Origin of the sequence: Paenibacillus chondroitinus NBRC 15376, assembly GCF_004000765.1 — a bacterium.
GTDB classification, from domain to species: domain Bacteria; phylum Bacillota; class Bacilli; order Paenibacillales; family NBRC-103111; genus Paenibacillus_E; species Paenibacillus_E chondroitinus.
Genome location: NZ_BILW01000014.1, coordinates 53,084 through 73,867, shown reverse-complemented (window position 1 = coordinate 73,867; position 20,784 = coordinate 53,084). Strand labels below are relative to the sequence as shown.

Here is a 20,784-nt window from a genome sequence, read left to right as displayed (position 1 = left end):
TGGTATTAACTCATTTGAATAATTGAATATACCTCAGAACATCAGATATATGGTTAGCAACTTTAACTTTACGCCATTCCTTAATCAACATGCCCCTTTTATTAATTAAAAAGCTTGACCGCTCAATGCCCATAAACTGTTTACCATACATACTCTTTTGTTTCCAGACGCCATAAATTTCGGATACAGAATGATCTTCATCTGATAGAAGAACATAAGGGAGGCCATATTTTTCTATAAACTTAGCATGTCTCTTTGCTGAGTCAGTGCTAATACCGATAATAGTCACATTTAATTTGGCAAACTCTTCGTATTGATCCCGAAAATCGCACGCTTGAGTTGTACAAACTGGTGTGAGATCTTTCGGGTAAAAATAAAGAACGACGTATTTGCCAATATAATTAGAGAGCCTCACCTCCGTTCCATTACTGTCAAATAACCTTAAATCAGGTGCAAGAACTCCCATTATAGCGGACATTATTTATCTCCCTCCTCTTCTAAATCCTCATCGTCAAATAACTCAGCAAAATGAGTCGCAAGGTCTGTACTAAGACTTTTGGTCTTATTTTTATTAATGGAGATCACATTACTCAAGCCCTCATCTTCCTGAAAGACATTATACGTACTTTTCACAGAAGTCTTATAGTATAGATCCTTATAATATTTAGATTCTTTCCTTAGCTCTTTGACCTCCCTTTCATGTTTTGAAATCTCTATCTTTAGGTCCTCTAATTCTTTATTAACTTCAAAATATTGCTTTGCCTGATCATACAAGGAATCTAATGTTTCTTGAAAATGTTGAAGGTCTCTAATTAGAGCGGTTTTGTTATTCCAGTTTTTTTCTACTAGCTCAACAACGTTAGGCATCGGCAAGGTATTTGTCCCAGTGCTTGTCACTGCAACGGGTTCATTTAATTCGTCAAGCACAGGCTGCATTCTTCTTAGCCATACATGCCTTTTAATACCTGTATCTTTCTCCAATTGAGAAGGATTAATTTTTTTCCCTTGGTGCTTAGTTGCATATTTCACTAATATTTCTTTAAGATCACTATCTGAATATTTTATTGGCCTTCCTCTACTTTGACTCATTTTCGTATTCCCCTAACAATATAGAATCTACTGATGCTTTTTGATCCATCAACCTTTTCAACTCATTCGCGCTTCCAGATAATTGTTCTTGTTTATGAATTGGGTATTCCAACGTTTTCAAGCTATACTCCATACTGTTGCTAATTGTGAGCATAAATTGAATTTGCTCACTGATTCGGGTTTTCAATGCTTGAGAAAAATCTTTTAACCATAGCAGTCCCTCCTCCTTGTTTTCCGGGGAAAAGTAATAGTGCTCGCATAAACGGCAATCACCAACTTTGCAACGAGAAGGATGATCCGTACAATAACCGTAGTCTACTTCAAATAGATTTTTATAATCTCCCCGACTAAAGACTTTGGCCCTGATTATAATCTCCTTGTTTAGAGAAAGTTGTGCAAAACCTTTCTTATTCTTCATATAACTTTTCGCTAGTATCTGTACAGCAGACTCTGCAAAATGCTCCAAGTGAGCATGGTAATGCATTTGCATTCGAAGTGTCTTATGACCTCCAATACGCGCGATACTTAACATATTATAGCCTTGAAGCATCATGTTACAAAAGGCGAAATGCCTAGTGTCCCCTGCAGTTAAACGATCATTTACTTCATATCCATAGCGGCCCTCAATGACTTCTGTATAAAAATTTTTAATAGTTTTATGAAACCTTACACTATCGATTATCCTTTCCTTAGTAAGCCTCGTACCATGGCAATCAGTAAACTCCCGATAAACATCATATGACAAAAGAATATCAGGTTTACCAACATTCAGATAGGGTTCGGTCATTTTAATATAATTACTTATCACATCATACAAATCACGATTGATTTGTAATTTATCTGTTACTTCAATCTCTTCATATGTACGTGGCGGTTGCTTTTCTCTTGGAAAGACCAACCAATAAGCATCTTTTTCATATTGGATACAATCTTTGGTTAATCCATAGAGTTCGACCGGTCTCATCGGAATAACTTTTGTTAATCTCCACCACAGATAGATTAGCGAATACTTTAATTCTTCCTCTTCTGTACAATCTGAAAAAAAGCGTGTAAATAAATCGTCAAACATCAGAACATCTTGGAACGGTGGTAACTCTCGAGCTTGGCGTTTAGATTTTGCAAATTGAACGGACATCTCTGTATAGATTTCGCTGTTACTTAGTGGATTAAATTTCAAAAACTCTATAATCGCATAAGATATTTTAGACTGTTTCCTATAACCAAGCGTTGCGATATATTCCTGCAAAACTTCTACTTTTTTCTTGTCAAAGCCTTGTGATTGTATGATAGCTTCTTTTAAAGAATGTATCTGACTTTGTGTTTCTGTAATACTTATTCCACTTAAAACCTTCTGAAGTGCAAAACATTTGAGCGATAGATTTAATTTTTTGTAGACCTCGAGATCAAATAGAATGGTTGCCTTATTTCCAGCCTTTGTTGTGTGGAATGTCCAGCGACTATCTTCAAAGTCGTTATTTATTATGACATTTTCATTAACTAGATCCTGAAATTTCCCATAATAATCGTCGCTATTTGTTTTATCATAAACAACTTGCTTAACAGACTCTAAACTGAAGCGTTCAGTTAGATAGCGAAGGGTCTCCCGACTTACCAGGGCATCTTTAGTTGTCACTCAATAGTTCCCCCATAATCTTAAATCTATCGTCAACCACCAAAAGGTCTTGCTTTAGTTGTTTTAAATCCAGAAAAGTTCCGACATACTCTTTTCCGAATTGCTGCACAGCCTGCTTTAAAAGTTCTAGAACTAGCTTTAAAATATAATAATCTCTTACAATAACCCCATGGTATTTGGTGCTATTTATTGAATGTACTAACCGAGATACTTCTTCTTTAATTGAAATAAGTAAATAGTTTTGGGGAATGATATTTTCACAATCGAGACAAGAAACTGCTCTGGGTTTGCTGCATTGTGGATGAATAACACATTGAGCATGTGGCATTTTTGCCGGCATCTCCCCTCTGCTAATCCTATACAGCAAAAGTTCAAGCTCTTCTCTAGGCATTCTAGCAATTCTTAATGCCAATGATTCCTTCTCCTGTTGTCTTCGAACCATAAACCCAGATACATTTTCGATCTGACTTGGAGTAAAATCGTCTTTTAATGCTACTATTGACTGCGTCCGCTCCTCTAAACTTTGACTATTTGTCGGATCCAGGTAGGTTTGAATAATAAAGTTATATAACCATCCGAAATGACCTCGATTTACTAGATTGAGACTAACTCGGTTTATACTGCCATCTTTATTCGTAGATTTAATATATGTTACTGTGGAATCTATATCAGTATGACCACGCAATCTTTGTGACAGTTCGTATGCAATGTCTGAATGCTTCTTCCCCTCGACAACGCTATAGAAAAAATAGGTAAGCAGACTTCGATTCATTTTTCTGCTTTGAAATATCATTAAATCTTCTCTCTCGCCAAAAAATGGCTGAAGGTGCATCTCCTTATCCACCTTTCTTCCTTCGGAAGTTTCAAACAACCGCATCAATATTTTGTCGTTTGCTTTACGCCTATGCATTTCAGCTATCGTTAATGCAGTGGCTGTTGGGATAATCATATCCCCATGCACGAGGAAATGCCCTAATGCACCCGTTTTTGAAATCGTCATTCTTTCAATTCTTGAAAACACATGATTTATTAGCAATTGAGCCTGCTCTTCTGACAAAGGTTTGAATTTATCGATACTATCCATTTCAATTACTTCAATTGGAATAGCAGGTAACTTTGTAAGAATATCTGAATGCCTCCATGCATCAATTAAGTGCATTAAAATATAAACCCACATTACGCTAATTCTTCTTCTTTCAAGAGCTTTGTGTGTAAGCTTCTCAAAATCCCTGACGTATAGATAAAATGCATAAAATTCATCTGGGGAATAAATTTCTTGTTCATAATGCTTCTTTTTAACTATTGTGTAGGTGTTTTTAAATTTACAATCTGTAGTACCCTGACAATAAGTAAGAAAACCAGCAATGACATCGATATCTGATGAAATAAAAAGGTCGTTTTTGAGAATGAGTTCCAGTTGTTTATCATTGTATTCAATAATCTCTTTCGTTAAAAGCAGTTTAAACAATTCAGCTATTTTCAACAACTTGTGAACATAAGATTTCATCTTTTCAGGAGATTGTTTGTGTGTATTCAATCTTGTAAAAGCATAATCACCATGTAGTAAAAATGTCTTTTGCAAGTAATCGGGAACAATCATTTTCTTAAAGTGATACATGAAAAGTTCATGTGGTGTCGTGAGACTAATGAATGTTTCGTAATCCTCAATTGCTTCAATAGGTATGTACAATAAGGTCTTATATTTTACACATTCAAAAGTCCCGTTTCTAATAAGAACTCTGACTTGTTCCGCAGTTTTTGAAAGTCTTACCGATGTTTCCTCAACACTTAAAAACTTTTCCCTATCTAAAATTGTATTCTGATATCTTTCTAGCTCTTGTTCGGTGAAGTACCATATCCCTTGATATTTTAATTCAGGAACAATTTTACCATATACAGTAATTTGGTTAATGTATTTAACATCAACACCCAGCCTTTCTGCAATATCTGCAGTTATTAGCATAGAGTCGATTTTTTGTTTGAAAAGTTTATATCGCTCAAGCTCTTCCTTTGAAATTAATGTTCTTCCTGCTGGACCTATTATGGCACCTATTTCTTTAGTTTTAACTAAATGATATACCTGTTTTTTATTAGTCAAACCTAATTCTACTACTGCCTTTTCCAAGCTAACGTAATCCAAGGCCGCAGCTTTTACTAACTCTGTCTCAGAGAATGTATATCCTGTTGTCCCTTTGGTAGCACTGGGAATCTTGCCTTCTTTAATTAACTTAATAATCATATAATCTGTCACTTCGTATTTGGCACACGCTTGAGCTACAGTGATTAAATTGTTCATAGACAACTCCTACTCCCTAACTAATTTAGGTAAGTAATCTTTATATAAATCTTCCATCCGGTTTTCGAGATTTTCTTTCATACGAAGTGTATTGCCTTGATAGACCATGGATGAAGATAGATTAGAATCACCTCGGGGAAGAGCGATGTCATATGGGTTATGCGCTTCCTCGGCAAGTAAGTTAGTAAAAATACCACGGCCAATATGAGTAGACCATTTATACTCCCTTAACTTTAAAGCTGCAACTTTATCACTTGGGTCTTTTGATAATGAGAGTGCATCTAAGAAATGTTCTTTGGCTTTTTCAAAAAAATAACGATATCCTCTTCCAGACATTGCTTTACCATCTCGGTTCACGAATAAAGCGTTACTCCCGTCATTAGCTTCATACTGTTCAAGATGATACTTGTATAACGTTGGCAGCCAATCACTAATAGGGAACACGACTTGATTTCTTTCCTTCTTAACTCCCGCTGATCCTGAACTATCAATTAGATCTGCCCTTAGAATCTTCTTACGAAGTTTGATAACTAGCCCCTCCGCACCATACGAACCAATGGAGGTAATATCGCTTCGTACCACATTAACCTGTTCACCTTGCCTTATTCCTCCGAACATTTGAAGATAGACGCCTAGTGCTATCGGGTTAGCAACTTGAACCACGGTCTCCAAGAAAGGCAATATGTATTTTTCAGGTATCATGTGTGCAATATGCTGTATTTCTTTGCTTGGCATAATAACCCCCTTAAATGGTGGGACAATATATTTTTTATTTGGTGTTTGAGGCATACGTTTCATTTCAAACTCTTGTTGTGTTACAAATCTTAGTAGCTTTTTCTTCGAAAGATAATGATAGAAGTGGGTAAGTGTCCTTTGTGCACTTACTACTGTTATCCTAGACTTCCCTTGCTTAGTAAGATAGTTTAAAAATGCCGAGGCATGTTTTAACTTTAAATCCTCAAGGGACTTTAATCTCATCTGCCCTCCTTGAGTAATTACCCAATTTAAAAAGCTAGATAGATTATTCGCATGAATCTTCTGTGTGTTGTATTCCTTGTACTTCCATTTTTCAAAAATAAATTGAGTTATTGGATGTATGATCTCTCTGTTGTTTTTTGAATTTAAAAGTACAATAACTGCATGCTGTCTTATGTAAGGTTTACTGTCCCGCACCTTGATGAATAATTCAACCTTAACACTTCTAACTCTATAATGAATCTCAGATCTCGTCATGTGAACTACAGCTTCTTTTTGCTTCACAATCACCACTTCCCCCACATATATGCACATTTTATGTACTTACATTCTATCAGTATATCTAATTTTCGACAAGTTTCTTCAGATTGATTTAAGAACACTGTCTAAAACACAAAGAAGCAAAAGAATCCCATTAATAAAGGATTATTTTGCTTCTTTATGCACATATGTATTTCTGCACATTATTCTGTAGATAAGCTAATGCCGATGACCTCGACCCCGAGTTCAGCGAACTTGCCGTTATAATCGCGGAAATCGCAGGATTCCTGCGTGCAGGTCGGCGTATTATCTTGCGGGTAAAAGTAGATAACCACCTTTTTACCTTTATAGTCATGAAGCGACACGCTGCTGCCACTCGATGCAGGCAGTGTAAAATCAGGGGCAAGACGTTTGACTGTCTCTTGCTCTTTTTTCTTAGCCATTCTATGAACGCTCCTCTATCCAATCCTTCTTCTCTTCACTCATTATGCGATATTTGCAGCCTCACATCAAACCGCCATGTCCAAAACTAGCATATAACATGAAAATCATGGTAGGTTTAATAGGATGGTATAAAACTTAAAGGAGTGAAGAATCGTCATGCATCCTATCCAACGTATGTCATTACTCTCCACATTGGTACTGACACTAGCCCTCCCTACTCTATCAGTCTCTGCCGCAGCAGCGGATGATAGCGCACTTATTACACGCGGACAATTCATTAAACAAATTACCGACGAGCTGAAACTGACACCTTTGAATAAGATGACTGTCCTGCCAACCGACGTCAGTCCGGATTCTCCCTATGCGGACACCGTACGTATCATGCGTGAACGCCAAATCCTGCAGGGATATTCAGACGGCACATTCCGCCTGGACCAGGCCGTTAGCCCCGCGGAGGCTTCTCTCATTCTGGGGAGATTTCTAGGTCTGGCCGACAGCAAGGCGAGCACTGTTTTGAAAAGCGATTATAGCGTTGATTTCAGCGGTCAAACCGCCGGCATTCCCCTTGGCACAGCAGGAGCCGCTATCAAAAACGCACTAGCGAACGACCCTTCGGTGTCCTCCTGGCTCGTTGCTGATCCAACCTCACCAACGGATTTGAAAACGTTCCGCGGTCACATGGAGATGGGCATGCACATTCTATTTCATCCAAATGCGGGATATCCGCTGAAAAACCTGCAGACAACTGTTAAGTCAGACATCAGCTATAATAAGGCTCAAGGCCTTCATCAATCCATTACAACTGCCGCCCCTGGTCCCGATATGGCCATGAAAACGATCAACATGGAGCAATACATGGTTAGTCAAGGGACTTTCATGTCGATGCCTAATGCAACAAATGACGGCGTCGAGTGGTATGATATGTCCAAACAAGTGCCATTTACCTTCGAGCAGGTGATGGAGCTGCAGAAGAAAAGCATGGACGTAAGCAAAACCTTGGTAACGCCATATTTCTTCTACAAGGATCTTGGCACGGCGGAGAAGGATGGGCAGAAACAGCGCAAGGTCTCTATTCGAGGCAAACTAACCAACACTGCCGATATTGTCAAAACATTAAGTGGACTAGGCGGCAGCCAAGATGCATTCAAAGAGGTACTTAACTCGCCTGCGATTGCAGGAATGAGCGTTTCCATATCTGCTGTGCTTACGTTAGATGAGCAGACCAAACTTCCTGTCAGCATGGATGGCGATTATATCGTCGAATATGGCGAAGACCCAAATAATCCTATTGAAGAAATGGATATGACCATGTCTATGACCTATCAGGATGTGAATCAACCGATCGATATTCAATTACCAGAGGAAGCTAAGAAAGCGAAACCTATTCCTGCTCCTACTACTGTTCCTACGCCCGCTGAATAAGCGTTATAAAAAGGACCTTGATTCTCACGTTTCGTGGGGATTAAGGTTCTTTGTGTTGGCAGGTGGACACTGGCCATTCGCACTCCTCTCGTTTATCCATTACAATGAATGTTAGAAATTAGTCGCAAGCAGGTGATTCCCTATGTTTAAAATATTGCTGATTGAAGATGATGCCACACTTTTCGCAGAAGTGAAGGACCGGCTCGCTCAGTGGTCCTACGATGTGCATGGCATCACGGATTTTGCCCGGGTCATCGAGACTTTCGCGGCCTTGAAACCGGATCTCGTGATTATTGACATTCAGCTCCCGAAATTTGACGGGTTCCATTGGTGCCGAATGATTCGAACTCACTCCAATGTCCCCATTGTCTTCTTGTCCTCACGCGATCATCCCACGGACATGGTGATGTCGATGCAGCTTGGCGCCGATGATTTCATTCAGAAGCCGTTTCATTTCGACGTGCTGATCGCCAAAATCCATGCGATTCTCCGCCGGGTCTATAACTACAACACGGAGCCTCTCAAGCTGAAAACCTGGTGCGGTGCTACGATTGATTACGAGAAAAATACGGTGACAAACGAAGCTGGCACGATCGAATTAACGAAAAATGAAATCTTCATCCTCAAGTTGCTGATCGAACGCAAGAACACCATCGTCAGCCGGGACGTCATCATTAACAGCCTCTGGGACGACCAGCGGTTTGTCAGCGACAACACTTTAACCGTCAATGTTAATCGTTTGCGGAAAACACTGGACGAGCTGGGATTAGGGCGTTTCATCGAAACAAAGGTCGGGCAAGGTTATATGGCCGCAGAAGAAGCTCATTTCCATGATTAGACGTTATCTCATCGAAAGAAGAAGCTGGCTTCTTTTCTTTATTTCCGCACAGGCTCTTGTTCTGCTTATTGCCTTTTTGGATAAGGCCATTCCCTTTGGCCCTATTCTTTACATTGTTTTTCTAACGACAACGTTATTTCTGATCTTTTTCATTTTTCGCTACAACAAAGAAACTCGTTTCTATAAACAGTTTGAGGAACGAGACAACAATCTGGATCTCTCCGCCTTAGCGGGCGCGGATAGTCCCTTGGAGTCTGTCGTAGAGACCAGCATGATAAATCTAGCTGAGCATCTCCGTCAATCCGCGTCCAGGCATCAGGTCGCACTCGAACAAGAGAAGGACGACTTACTGGCTTGGATTCACGAAGTCAAAACACCGCTCACCGCCATGCGGCTCATGATGGACCGTCTGGAAGATGAGACGATGAAGACCGCTTTAACCTACGAATGGCTGCGAATTCACCTTCTCCTGGACAAACAGCTTCACCAGAAGCGGCTCCCTTTCATGGAGAACGACCTGTATATCGAGCAGGTGAATTTGGAATCATTGACCTATGCAGAAATTAAGACGCTACAGACATGGTGCATCCAAAAGGGCATCGGCTTCGATCTTGATTTCGAAGTGACGGACGTGCTGAGCGACGCCAAATGGCTCGCTTTCATTCTGCGTCAGCTGGTGACGAACGCCGTGAAGTATAGTGATCCTCATGCTGCGGAGATCGTCATCCGAACGCGCCGCCGCGACGAACGGACGATCCTTGAGGTCAGCGACCATGGCCGCGGGATCGAGCCGAAGGATTTGCCGCGCATCTTCGACAAAGGCTTTACCTCCACAGCCTGGCACCAAGACAGTGCCGCTACGGGGATGGGCCTCTATTTGGCGAAGAAAGCCGCCGAATCGATGCTGATTCACATCGCCGTGAGCTCGGAGCCGGGCGCTGGCACTACGTTCACCCTCATCTTCCCCCTGCCGAATGAGGTCATGCGCATCACAGGCATGTGACAACTTTGTCACATGCCTCTCTTCTTTGTTCGCCCGATCGCGGGAGAAAACGGGCAGCTCTTTTTATAATAAAGCTATCGAATAAAGGAGTGTGTGAAATGACAATTCTGGAAGCAGTGAAAATACACAAAAGCTACGGCAATAAATTCAACAAGCAAGAAGTTCTGAAGGGACTGGATATCCGGATTGAAAAGGGAGAGTTCGTCAGTATTATGGGGGCGTCGGGCTCGGGGAAAACCACGCTGCTGAATGTGCTTTCCTCCATCGATAAGGTCAGCCAAGGCTCTATACAAATCGAAGGCAAAGAGATTACGACTTTGCAAGAAAAGCAATTAGCCGAGTTTCGCAAGCGGCATTTGGGGTTTATTTTTCAAGATTATAATCTCCTCGATACCTTGACTGTCAAAGAAAATATTCTTCTGCCGCTTTCTATTGCCCGAACTTCCAAACAGGACGCTGAGTCCAAGTTCCAAGCCGTTGCCACGGAGCTGGGTATCTATGAAATCAAGGATAAGTACCCAAATGAAATCTCAGGCGGGCAAAAACAGCGGACCTCCGCGGCCAGAGCGTTCGTTCACGAGCCGGGCATTATTTTCGCTGACGAGCCAACCGGAGCACTCGACTCTAAATCCGCATCGGATTTGCTGCATAAGCTCAGCGATATGAACGAAAAGCGCAAGGCTACCATCGTCATGGTCACGCACGACTCCGTCGCTGCGAGCTACGGGAGCCGGGTTATTTTCATCAAGGACGGGCAAATCTACACACAGCTTTACAAAGGGCAGGAATCCAGACAAGCATTTTTTCAAGATATCATGAAGACGCAAGCAGTTCTAGGCGGTGTGCAGAATGAGCATTAACCAGCTGATTATTCAAAATTTGAAAGCGAACATCAAGCACTATTATTTATATATATTCGCTTTGATGTTCAGCGTCGCGCTGTACTTTGCTTTCGTCACTTTGCAGTACGATCCCGCTTTGGATCAGACCAGAGGCTCCATTAAAGGAGCGGCAGCCATCAAGTCTGCCTCGGTTCTGCTCATCGCGATTGTCGCCATCTTCAACCTGTATGCCAATAACATCTTTGTAAAAAGGCGCAGCAAAGAAATCGGCTTATTGCAGCTGATCGGCATGACGAAAACGTCCATTTTCCGTATCCTCAGCACTGAGAACTTCATCCTGTATTTCGGCTCGCTTATTGTCGGAAGCTTTATCGGGTTCTCCGTATCGAAGCTGATTCTGATGATATTGTTCCAAATCACGGGTGTCAACGCGATCGCAACGCTTCACTTTTCGACCCAGGCGCTAGTCCAGACATTCATTGTTTTCGTGGCCGTCTATTTGCTAATCATGCTGGTTAACTACGTATTTATAAAAAGACAAACCATACTGTCCTTGTTCCGAGTTTCCACGTCAACCGAAATCAAAGTAAAGCGGCTATCCCTTGCAGAAGCAGTCCTCGGTTTGATTGGCATTACGCTCATCTTGCTCGGGTATTATGTTTCATCCATGCTGTTCAGCGGCAAATACACGACAATGGTCGAGTTGTTCACAGCCATGATCTTTATTCTGGCTTCGGTTATTATCGGCTCTTATCTGTTTTATCGAGGCTCCGTTCGCATGCTGCTTAACGTCATTCGCAAGAAGAAAAACGGGTATTTGGATGTTCGCGAAGTCCTCTCGCTCTCTTCCATTATGTTTCGAATGAAGTCCAATGCCCTGCTCTTGACTGTCATTACAACCGTATCGGCATTAGCCATCGCTTTGCTGTCATTAAGCTACATTTCGTACTATTCTGCGGAAAAAACAGCAAAAAACGATGTGCCGTCCCACTTCGCCATCACCCAAAAGGACGATGCCGACAAGTTCAAGTCAGCGCTGGATGCCCGCCACATTTCGCATAAGGATACGACCATTGAAGTGCTGCAGACTAAAGCCAACCTAGAAGGAATTCTATCCGGCAAAATGAGCGGGCTTATGGTGGATCCGAGCGATATGACGCTTTCCGTCATCAGCGATGCCAATACGCCTTCCTACGATATGAAGCCTGAGCAAACTTTGTTTACCGGCACCAACGATCTGTTGAGCAAATTTATGAGCTTCAAAGATTCCGGGCAGCTCGAGTTAGCCGGACAACACAACGTTACCCCGCTCACCTATTTAGGTTCGAAGAAACAATCCTTCGTCTCTTGGTACTTCACAAACGGCGGTATGCCCGTTGCCATCGTAGACGACTCCGTCTTCCAACGGCTAAAGCAGGATCTGGTGCCATCGTTGCAAAAGAAGTCCTCCCTCTATCAGGGCATCGATATTGTAAACGAAACTGAGCTGCCAACCGCCAATCGGATTTTCGGAGACTTAGGCCTAGATAAGGACGATCGTGGTGACTCCCGGTTGGATAGCACTTTGAATCAAAAAAATAGAATGGGACTTATGATGTTCATCGTCGGCTTTCTCGGCCTTACGTTCCTGATTACATCAGGCTGCATCCTGTATTTCAAACAGATGGATGAGAGCGAAGACGAGAAACCAACCTACACGATTTTACGAAAACTGGGCTACACGCAAGAGGATTTATTAAAAGGGATTCGCCGCAAACAGCTATTCAACTTCGGTATCCCGCTTGTCGTCGGCCTTGCGCATAGCTACTTCGCCGTTCAATCCGGCTGGTTCCTGTTCGGGGCGGAACTGTGGACACCCATGATCGTGGTCATGGTGCTTTATACCGCTTTGTATTCCGTCTTCGGATTTCTTTCCGTGAAGCATTATAGGAAGGTCATCCGCCAAGCCCTTTAATAGACGGTTAATCCTGCATCCTAAACACCCATCTCCGCTACATGCCTCAGCTTATCAGGATTCGCAACCAAATAGACAGCCGCTACTTGACCATCCTCAACATGGAAAGTCATCACATTGCTCGGCTGTCTATCCTGATAGGATACAACACCCAATTGTCCATTTACGGTCGCCATTTGAAAGCTAAAGCCACTCGGAACCTTGGATAGTACCCCAAATAAAAACAGTGCAATGCGCTCCGCTCCCTCAATAGGCCGTATTGCCGCTCTGACTTTGCCCCCACCGTCCGAATATAGGACAGCCTCTGTTTTGACAATGCTCAGCAACTGAGCCATATTGCCGGAAGCTAAAGCTTGAACGAATTGCTCCACGATAGCGTTAGCCTGATCCTCCACTGGCTGCTTGGGTCGTACAGCATCCTCGGCGTCCTGACTGGCAAAGGTGCTGATCGAACTTTTGGCTCTGCGGAAAATTTGACGGCAGTTCACGCTGCTTTTATCAACAATTTCAGCAATTTCCTCATAGTCGTATTGCAGCACTTCCCTTAATACGAATACCGCCCGCTCTACCCAGGAAAGCTGCTGCAGCAGGAATAGGTACGCTGTGGATAACGACTCTTTTTGCGTATAAAATAGTTCTGGCATATCGCCTTGGTTCTCCGTAGCCACAAGTGGTTCCGGCAGCCATGGGCCTACATAGACTTCGCGTTTTTTGCTTGCGGAACGCAGCTTGTCGATGCAGCGGTTGGTTACCATTTTGCATAGATAAGCTTTAGGATTCTGAATGCCCTGTGGATTTTTCTCATTCAAATATAGAAAAGTTTCTTGGACGACATCCTCGGCATCCATGACACTCCCCAACATCCGATAAGCTAATGCAAACAAAAGCGGTTTATACGCCGTATATATCTGTATCTGTTCGGCATCCCTCGCATTTTCCATCGTCTACACCTCCTGCTTATTTCCATTTTACGCCATCACATAGTTCTTTAAAATAGCGTGCGCCGCCCGCTTGGCACTTGCCGCGGAAGCATCGGCGAGCATTTCGCCGTGCGTGACCCAATCTCCGGCCACATAGAGGCCGCGGACTCCCTCTACGGCCGGACCTGTGAACCGGCTGGACCTTCCCCGATGCAGCGTGTCATGGACAACGGTGATATTCGGCAGGAACTGCCGTGCCACAACCTCATCTTCCCAACCTGGATGTAGGGTGTTCATGGCTTCGGTGAGCAAGCGCTCGTCGGCCTTCGGATCGCTTTCTCCCGGCCCGTTGTATTTCACCAGATGCACAACTAAGGTCCCGTTGTCGCTCAACTGCGTGTTCAGCGTATGGTGAGAGAAGAAAATCGGTTGATCGAGGCCCATAGCCACGTCTCGCCCGCTCTCCGGCAATTTCCTCAATCCAAGATCCAAGCATGCCGCCATGGACGGACGAGCTTGATCCTTCCATTGCTTGAGCAAGGTACGGTCAGCTGTATGACTTACCAGCCTATAAGTTTCAGACGGTGAGGCGGTGCTGATAACATTAGCTGCCTGGATATATTCGGCGTCGGCTAACAACAGTTTATGAACCCTGCCATTTTCAAACGCAATTTCTTTGACGTCTTTGCCGCTTACGATTTGCACACTTGCTTTGACAGCTAGTTCTCTAAGCTGATCCACGATCATTTGCCAACCGCCATGGAGGTAAAGGACGCCTTTTAACGCACGCTGCAACTGCGCAAGCACCGGTCCTGCAAGCTGAAAATCGGTATCCTGCGCATAAGTAGCCGTTCGGCATAGCGAGTAAAAGACATGACGAACCATCGGGTCCGAAATTTCCGCCTCCGCCCAGTCTCTTAAGCTCCTGTCAGGGATGCGGCTTGCGTCCATTTTGGCAAGCTTCATCACGAGCTGCATGAGCTGCATTTTACCCGACCATGTCAGCAGCTTCGAAGTCAGCATGTTGGTCAGATTCGCAGGCATAGGAACGATTTGATTGTTCCACAACGCCATGATCTTGGAGGACGGACTCCCCCCGTCCAGGCGCACTCCCAGCTCCGTCAAAATCGCGTATGCCTGCCCGGCACGGTATATGGCATGCCCGCCCAGATTGAAGAAAGCGCCGTTCTTCCTATTCGTCATCGCCCGGCCTCCCAAGCGTGCCGCTTTTTCCAAAATAATGACCGATTGCCCGCCTTTTGCTAATTGGATAGCCGCGATTAGACCGGCCAAGCCACCACCTATTACAGCTGTATCGTATTGCCCCAGTTTATGCAACTCCGTCATGCTTCATCGCCTCCGTTTTGTCTTTTCAGTACATATGGCGAATGAGGTTTGTGTTTTGTGACAAAAGGGCGAGAAGTTGGGCTAGCGCAGAGCAAAAAACCTCCAACCCGCATACGCAGAGTTGGAGGCCCGAGCATTACGATCCCGCGCCGCGGTACCGTTTCACGCCAATATTCCAAATCGTAATACCAATAAAGAAGAAAACGACGCCCATAATCGGCGTGAGCAGCGCGAACCACTTCCAGTTCGCCGGATCGATGAAATACGCCGCAGGATAAAAGCCAACGAATGCGAAGGGCAAAATCCACGTCAAAATGCTGCGAAGCAGCTTATTGTAAATCGTGGCCGGATAACGCCCGTAGTTCTGGATGTTCCAAATCAGCGGCAGAATGCCGGTTGGCGCGTCAGAGTAGAAACCAAGCGCCGTCAGCGAGATGTACACGCCAGCATAGATGAGAATCGAGCCCACAACCATCAGGATGAAAATCAGCGGATCATGCCAATGGAACGGAAGCCCTAGCTTGACCCAAGAGTAGATCATAACAATCAAACCTGCCAAAGCACTGAACAAAGACGATGGACTGAGATTCTCCAGCATCAACTGCCATAAGTTATAAGCCGGACGGGTCAGGATACGATCCATTTCCCCTTTAACAATATATCGTTCACTGAAGCCCCACAGATTAAAAAAAGTGATGAATATGCCATAGGGGATCATAAAATAGCCGTAAATGAACAAAATTTGTTCTTGATTCCAGCCGCCAAGCGATTGCGTTTGCAAAAAAACGACGAGAATGAAGAATAAGTTGAGCCCATTGAACATCAAATCGGAAATCACATCAATCCAGAAGTCGGATCGGTAGGTGAGGCGGGTTTTCATGTAGTTTTTCAGATACTCAGCAACTAGGGAGATATAGAAAGTCATGTGTTAACCCCCCTGCACGAATAAACGCGTTTTGGATTTGACCCAGAGTACAACCATGGGAACGAGCAGCAGCACGAACCACAGAACCTGTACGCCAAGAGTTTGATAAATGGCCGAGCCGGTAATTTTCCCTGTAAACACAGCGCTCGGCAAGTACGTAATAGCTTGAAACGGAAGCCACTTTAGAATGGACTCGGACCACCCCGGGAAAAAGGAAATCGGAATAATTAAGCCCGAGAATAAATCAACCGCAACGCGCTTCATGCGCATCAGGCCTTCGTTATTTTCAAGGAAGAAAGCAAACAAACCGGTAATGATATTAAGCTGCGTATTAATTAGGAAACTGAAAAACAACATCACAAAGTAGATGACCCATAGGCCTGGATCACTAGGAAATTGAATCGGCAGTAACAGCCAGATGAAAATCATGCCCGGCGTTGTAAAAAGCACTAAACGGAAGACACCTTCACCGAGTCCCTGCATCATTTTTACAAATACGTAATTGTACGGACGAATGAATTGGATCGCCACACTGCCGTCTCGAATTTCATTGGCAATTTCCCGGTCCAAGTTATTGAAGTAAAAGGCGCGTCCCATCCAGGAGACAGCGACATACGTCGTCATCTGGCCCAATGTCAGGCCGCCAATCAACTCTTGCCCGGCATAAATGGCTTTATAAACAAAATAATAGGCCCCAATATTGAGTGCATAAATCAAAATGCCGCTGTAGTAGTTCACCCGGTAAGCAAGCATCATGAGAAAACGCATGCGAATAACTTCCAGATACGCACTAAGCATGTGTGAAGGCTCCCTCTGGCTGCTTGGTTTCTTCTGGACGTTTCACATCAGCTGAACCTGCTTTATAGATTTCTCGTACGATGTCATCCGTGTTAGTTTCGTTGATTTTGATATCTTGAATCTGCACCACGCCGACCACTCGGCTTAGCACTTCAGATACGTTCGCACGCTCGTAAGGAATAAACACTTTGGCGGACAATTCATTCTCAAGCTGCCACGCCACATCCAGTCCCCTCGTCAGCTCTTGCAGACGCGGCAGTGTGATCGGATGCTCGAACTGGAGCACGACTTCCTTGCCTTTGCCCCACTTCGCTTTCAACTCTTCCAGACCGCCGTCATAAATAATCCGGCCGTCATCGAGCATAATAACACGCGAGCAAAGCGCTTCAATATCCTGCAAATCGTGCGTAGTCAGCAGGATCGTTGTCTCATAGCGCTGATTGAGTGATTTCAAGAATTCCCGAATCTCTGTTTTCACGACGATATCCAAACCAATGGTTGGTTCGTCTAAGAAGAGAATCGCCGGATTATGAATCAGCGAAGCGGCAAGCTCACAACGCATCCGCTGCCCCAGACTCAATTTACGGACAGGTCGTGATAGTAAATCAGATAATTGAAGGCGGTCGACAAGTTCGTCGAGGCGCTTTTTGTAGTCGGCTTCAGAGACACGATATACTTTTTTCAACAATTGAAAAGACTCGACAACGCCGATATCCCACCACAGCTGACTGCGTTGACCGAACACGACACCGATCTCGGCAACGAACTTCTCGCGCTCTTTAAATGGAACGAAACCATTGACCTTGATATGTCCGGAGGTCGGTACGAGGATGCCGGTCAGCATCTTGATCGTGGTTGATTTACCGGCGCCATTTTCACCGATATATCCGCAAATTTCGCCCTTCGGAATTTGAAAGCTAATATCCTTCACGGCTGTAACATGTTTGTACTCTCTATGGAATAAATCTTGAAAGGCGCCCTTCAGGCCCCCGCGGCTCTGCTGAACTTGAAATTCTTTCCGAAGCATTTCTACATCAATGGCTAACATGAACTTCCTCCTGTCTAGGTAGACTCGGCTACACTTGGCTACATATAACGGCAAAATTCGCCGTAACTTGCTATCGAAGTTTCGTAGCATCTATAATATGGATCATAAAGATAAAATGTACAACAATCGCACCAAACCCATGATACATGAATTCTGTAAGAAAAAAAAGTACAGATTATCCCTACCTTAGAAAGGAGCGCAGAACCATGAGAATTATTAAACGAACCTTGCTCCTGATCGGCTTACTCCTGATAATGGTGGCTGGTTATTATTCTTATTCCTTTTATCAATTTGCGCAAAATATTTCCAACAAACCGGATGCTCCGAAAGGCAGCACCCCCCTTATAGCCCAAACGGTCAAAGACAAGGGCGAGAAATACACCCCTCCCAAGTGGGAAGGTAAGAATCGGGTTAACATTTTACTCTTAGGCGGAGATTCCCGCGGCATGGTGAAGAATGAACTACCCCGGTCCGACAGTATTATGCTCGCTTCGATTGATCCGGTAACAAAGAAGGCTCACCTCTTCTCGATCCTTCGTGATACATATGTGAAAATCCCTGGCGAAGGCGAAGACCGCATCAACACAGCCATTACGACAGGCGGTCCGAACTTGGCAATGAAAACCGTCAGTGACTTGCTCGGCATCCCTGTTCAGTATTATGTTTATACCGATTTCAAAGGGTTCATCGCTCTCGTTGATGCCGTGGGCGGTATTGATATCGACGTTGAGAAGGATATGAAGTATACCGACTCGGAAGATGACCATGTCTACGATATTAATTTGAAAAAAGGGCTACAGCATCTCGATGGCAAAACAGCCCTGCAATATGTACGCTTCCGGCACGACGCACTGTCGGATTTCTCACGTACAGAACGCCAACGGAAATTTTTGACGGCCGTTGCGCAGAAAATGCAAACGACATCTTCTCTCATTAAACTGCCGAAGATTTTGAACGCAATGGATCCTTACATTGACACGAATCTAAGTGTGACGGATATGCTGAAGCTCGCTACTCTAGGCTTTGAAGCCAAAGCTGATGGCATCGTCTCCTCTCAGCTGCCGCCGTCAGAACTTGTTGTTGAGAAAAACGTTCGGGGAGCTGCGGTCATAACAGCAAACAAAGATAAGCTGCAACAGTATGTGAAGGACTTATTTGCCGGCAAGGCGGACGCAGACACCGGTCCAACCAAACCGTCGCCATCACCTACGCCGAAGTCTTCTGTGAAGACAACGGCGAAGTAAGAGATTAGGGATTACGGAGGAATAAAGTGAGCGACTGGAGGCTTACGAAGATATAACGGCAAAGCAAGCGACTGAAGATTTACATGCCTCTACTTGGTACAGGGCTTTAGCCCCTCAAGTAGGGGCTTTTTATGAGATTAATGAGGGCTCGATTCGTCCGTAACGGACTCCAGAGCCGTTATCAGCCATGAATTCAGTAAAATCAACATCAGAAACATCAATTAGCGGCATCTTGGTCCGTTACATCAATTATTTACAGAAATAACGCCTCCTGAGTCCGTTAGTTACCGTCCAATATACATACTACTTAATAAAGGAATGATTACTTCTTATGAATCGCAAAAACTCCGAGCAATTATATCAAGAAGCCTTGCAGCACATCGTGGGCGGGGTCAATTCCCCTTCCCGCTCATTCAAGGCCGTCGGCGGCGGCGCCCCCGTCTTCATGAAGCGTGCGCAAGGCGCACACTTCTGGGATGTAGACGGGAATCGCTTCATTGACTACCTCGCCGCCTACGGCCCTATCATCACCGGTCACGCGCATCCGCACGTGACCGAAGCGATTTGCCGCGCCGCACAGAACGGCACGTTGTACGGCACCCCGACCGAACTCGAGATCGAGTTCGCGCGAATGCTGAAGTCCGCGATTCCATCGCTGGACAAAGTGCGCTTCGTCAACTCCGGCACCGAGGCCGTGATGACGACGATCCGCGTGGCGCGCGCCTACACCGGGCGCACCAAAATCATTAAGTTTGCCGGGTGCTACCACGGCCACTCCGATCTAGTGCTTGTGGCGGCCGGTTCCGGGCCGTCCACGCTCGGCACGCCGGACAGCGCCGGCGTGCCTGCGAGTATCGCGCAAGAGGTCATCACCGTGCCGTTCAACGACATTCCGGCATTGGAAGCCGCGCTCGCGCGATGGAACGGAGAGATTGCCGCGGTGATGGTGGAGCCCATCGTCGGCAACTTCGGCATGGTCATGCCCCATGCCGGCTACCTCGAGCAGCTCTGTGCAGCTGCTCGCAAACACGGGGCCCTCGTCATCTACGACGAGGTCATCACGGCGTTCCGCTTCCATTATGGAGCGGCACAGACTTACCCCGGCCTCCCTCTCGTGGAGGGAGGCACTGCCGAGGCGGCGGCGCGCTTCGCCGCCGTCGAGCCAGACCTTACGGCCCTGGGCAAAGTGATCGGCGGCGGACTGCCGATCGGAGCTTATGGGGGCCGCAAGGCCGTGATGGAGCAGGTCGCTCCGCTCGGACCTGCGTATCAGGCCGGCACGATGGCGGGGAACCCCGCCTCCATCTCGGCCGGCATCGCCTGCTTGGAGGTGCTCCAGCAGGCAGATGTGTACGCCAGGCTCGAGCAGCTTGGCGCGACGCTTGCAGGCGGCATCGCGGAATCCGCTGCGAGACACGGCATCGCCTTGACGTTGAACCGTATCGGCGGCGCGTTCTCCACCCACTTCTGCGATCATCCCGTCACCAACTATGACGAAGCGCAGGATACGGACGGCGAACGCTTCGCGGACTTCTTCCGACTTATGCTGGAGCAAGGCATCAACCTCGCTCCTTCAAAGTATGAAGCTTGGTTCACAACCATTGCCCACACGGAAGATGACATCGCCCAGACTCTGGATGCCGTGGATCACGCTTTTAAAATCATGAAAACTCGCTAATGTTTAAATTTTTTCGAAAATACACACAATTACTACGATTGCGTATAAAAAAACATGAAATCATGCC

Annotated in this window: 18 protein-coding genes; 7 read left to right on the top strand and 11 right to left on the bottom strand. The window is 45.1% G+C overall.

Annotation, left to right across the window (positions count from 1 at the left end; all coding sequences use genetic code 11):
- Positions 1-10: 10 nt before the first annotated feature.
- The 6 genes from bcp to PCH02S_RS17070 form a co-directional block, all read right to left on the bottom strand.
- On the bottom strand, positions 11-478 hold the full coding sequence (gene bcp, locus PCH02S_RS17095) for a thioredoxin-dependent thiol peroxidase (protein ID WP_127455133.1): 468 nt from the start codon (positions 476-478) through the stop codon (positions 11-13).
- Positions 478-1,089, bottom strand: coding sequence for a hypothetical protein (locus PCH02S_RS17090; protein WP_127455132.1), 612 nt, complete (start codon positions 1,087-1,089; stop codon positions 478-480). Before PCH02S_RS17090 ends, bcp begins: the two co-directional genes overlap by 1 nt.
- Complete coding sequence (locus PCH02S_RS17085) at positions 1,076-2,722, bottom strand: site-specific integrase (RefSeq protein ID WP_127455130.1); 1,647 nt, start codon at positions 2,720-2,722, stop codon at positions 1,076-1,078. Before PCH02S_RS17085 ends, PCH02S_RS17090 begins: the two co-directional genes overlap by 14 nt.
- Complete coding sequence (locus tag PCH02S_RS17080; protein WP_127455128.1) at positions 2,712-5,018, bottom strand: hypothetical protein; 2,307 nt, start codon at positions 5,016-5,018, stop codon at positions 2,712-2,714. The genes PCH02S_RS17085 and PCH02S_RS17080 overlap by 11 nt, the downstream gene beginning before the upstream one ends.
- Positions 5,019-5,027: 9 nt before the next feature.
- Positions 5,028-6,278 (bottom strand): hypothetical protein, encoded by a 1,251-nt coding sequence (locus PCH02S_RS17075; protein WP_127455126.1) that lies wholly within the window; start codon positions 6,276-6,278, stop codon positions 5,028-5,030.
- A 179-nt stretch (positions 6,279-6,457) separates the two neighbouring features.
- The gene (locus PCH02S_RS17070; RefSeq protein WP_127455125.1) at positions 6,458-6,697 is read right to left on the bottom strand and encodes a peroxiredoxin; all 240 of its coding nucleotides are present in this window, start codon (positions 6,695-6,697) and stop codon (positions 6,458-6,460) included.
- A gap of 157 nt (positions 6,698-6,854) precedes the next feature.
- On the opposite strand from PCH02S_RS17070, the gene PCH02S_RS17065 reads away from it, so the two are divergent.
- The 5 genes from PCH02S_RS17065 to PCH02S_RS17045 all read left to right on the top strand — a co-directional run bounded on the left by PCH02S_RS17065 (position 6,855) and on the right by PCH02S_RS17045 (position 12,757).
- Positions 6,855-8,120: an S-layer homology domain-containing protein gene (locus tag PCH02S_RS17065; RefSeq protein ID WP_127455123.1), complete on the top strand. Its 1,266-nt coding sequence runs from the start codon at positions 6,855-6,857 to the stop codon at positions 8,118-8,120.
- 142 nt (positions 8,121-8,262) lie between these two features.
- Positions 8,263-8,958 carry a response regulator transcription factor gene (locus PCH02S_RS17060; RefSeq protein WP_127455121.1) on the top strand — a complete coding sequence of 232 codons (696 nt, stop codon included), beginning with the start codon at positions 8,263-8,265 and terminating at the stop codon, positions 8,956-8,958.
- Positions 8,951-9,961, top strand: a complete 1,011-nt coding sequence (locus PCH02S_RS17055) for a sensor histidine kinase (protein WP_127455119.1) — start codon at positions 8,951-8,953, stop codon at positions 9,959-9,961. Before PCH02S_RS17060 ends, PCH02S_RS17055 begins: the two co-directional genes overlap by 8 nt.
- 98 nt (positions 9,962-10,059) lie before the next feature.
- A complete protein-coding gene (locus PCH02S_RS17050; RefSeq protein WP_127455117.1) occupies positions 10,060-10,821 on the top strand; it encodes an ABC transporter ATP-binding protein in 762 nt (253 codons plus the stop codon).
- Positions 10,811-12,757: an ABC transporter permease gene (locus tag PCH02S_RS17045; protein ID WP_127455115.1), complete on the top strand. Its 1,947-nt coding sequence runs from the start codon at positions 10,811-10,813 to the stop codon at positions 12,755-12,757. The genes PCH02S_RS17050 and PCH02S_RS17045 overlap by 11 nt, the downstream gene beginning before the upstream one ends.
- A gap of 20 nt (positions 12,758-12,777) precedes the next feature.
- Here the strand turns inward: PCH02S_RS17045 and PCH02S_RS17040 are convergent, their stop codons facing one another.
- The 5 genes from PCH02S_RS17040 to PCH02S_RS17020 all read right to left on the bottom strand — a co-directional run bounded on the left by PCH02S_RS17040 (position 12,778) and on the right by PCH02S_RS17020 (position 17,795).
- Positions 12,778-13,698: an RNA polymerase sigma-70 factor gene (locus tag PCH02S_RS17040; protein ID WP_127455113.1), complete on the bottom strand. Its 921-nt coding sequence runs from the start codon at positions 13,696-13,698 to the stop codon at positions 12,778-12,780.
- A gap of 27 nt (positions 13,699-13,725) precedes the next feature.
- Positions 13,726-15,024, bottom strand: coding sequence for a phytoene desaturase family protein (locus PCH02S_RS17035; protein ID WP_127455111.1), 1,299 nt, complete (start codon positions 15,022-15,024; stop codon positions 13,726-13,728).
- A gap of 136 nt (positions 15,025-15,160) precedes the next feature.
- Positions 15,161-15,949 carry an ABC transporter permease gene (locus tag PCH02S_RS17030; RefSeq protein ID WP_127455109.1) on the bottom strand — a complete coding sequence of 263 codons (789 nt, stop codon included), beginning with the start codon at positions 15,947-15,949 and terminating at the stop codon, positions 15,161-15,163.
- Between the two features lie 3 nt (positions 15,950-15,952).
- Positions 15,953-16,747 carry an ABC transporter permease gene (locus PCH02S_RS17025; RefSeq protein ID WP_127455108.1) on the bottom strand — a complete coding sequence of 265 codons (795 nt, stop codon included), beginning with the start codon at positions 16,745-16,747 and terminating at the stop codon, positions 15,953-15,955.
- Entirely contained in the window at positions 16,740-17,795 is a 1,056-nt protein-coding gene (locus PCH02S_RS17020) for an ABC transporter ATP-binding protein (RefSeq protein WP_127455106.1), read from the bottom strand. The genes PCH02S_RS17025 and PCH02S_RS17020 overlap by 8 nt, the downstream gene beginning before the upstream one ends.
- Before the next feature lie 206 nt (positions 17,796-18,001).
- Here PCH02S_RS17020 and PCH02S_RS17015 point away from each other — a divergent pair, with 206 nt between their 5' ends.
- Both PCH02S_RS17015 and PCH02S_RS17010 read left to right on the top strand, forming a co-directional pair.
- Positions 18,002-19,039 (top strand): LCP family protein, encoded by a 1,038-nt coding sequence (locus tag PCH02S_RS17015; protein ID WP_127455104.1) that lies wholly within the window; start codon positions 18,002-18,004, stop codon positions 19,037-19,039.
- A 331-nt stretch (positions 19,040-19,370) separates the two neighbouring features.
- Entirely contained in the window at positions 19,371-20,717 is a 1,347-nt protein-coding gene (locus PCH02S_RS17010) for a glutamate-1-semialdehyde 2,1-aminomutase (protein WP_127455102.1), read from the top strand.
- Positions 20,718-20,784: the final 67 nt, after the last annotated feature.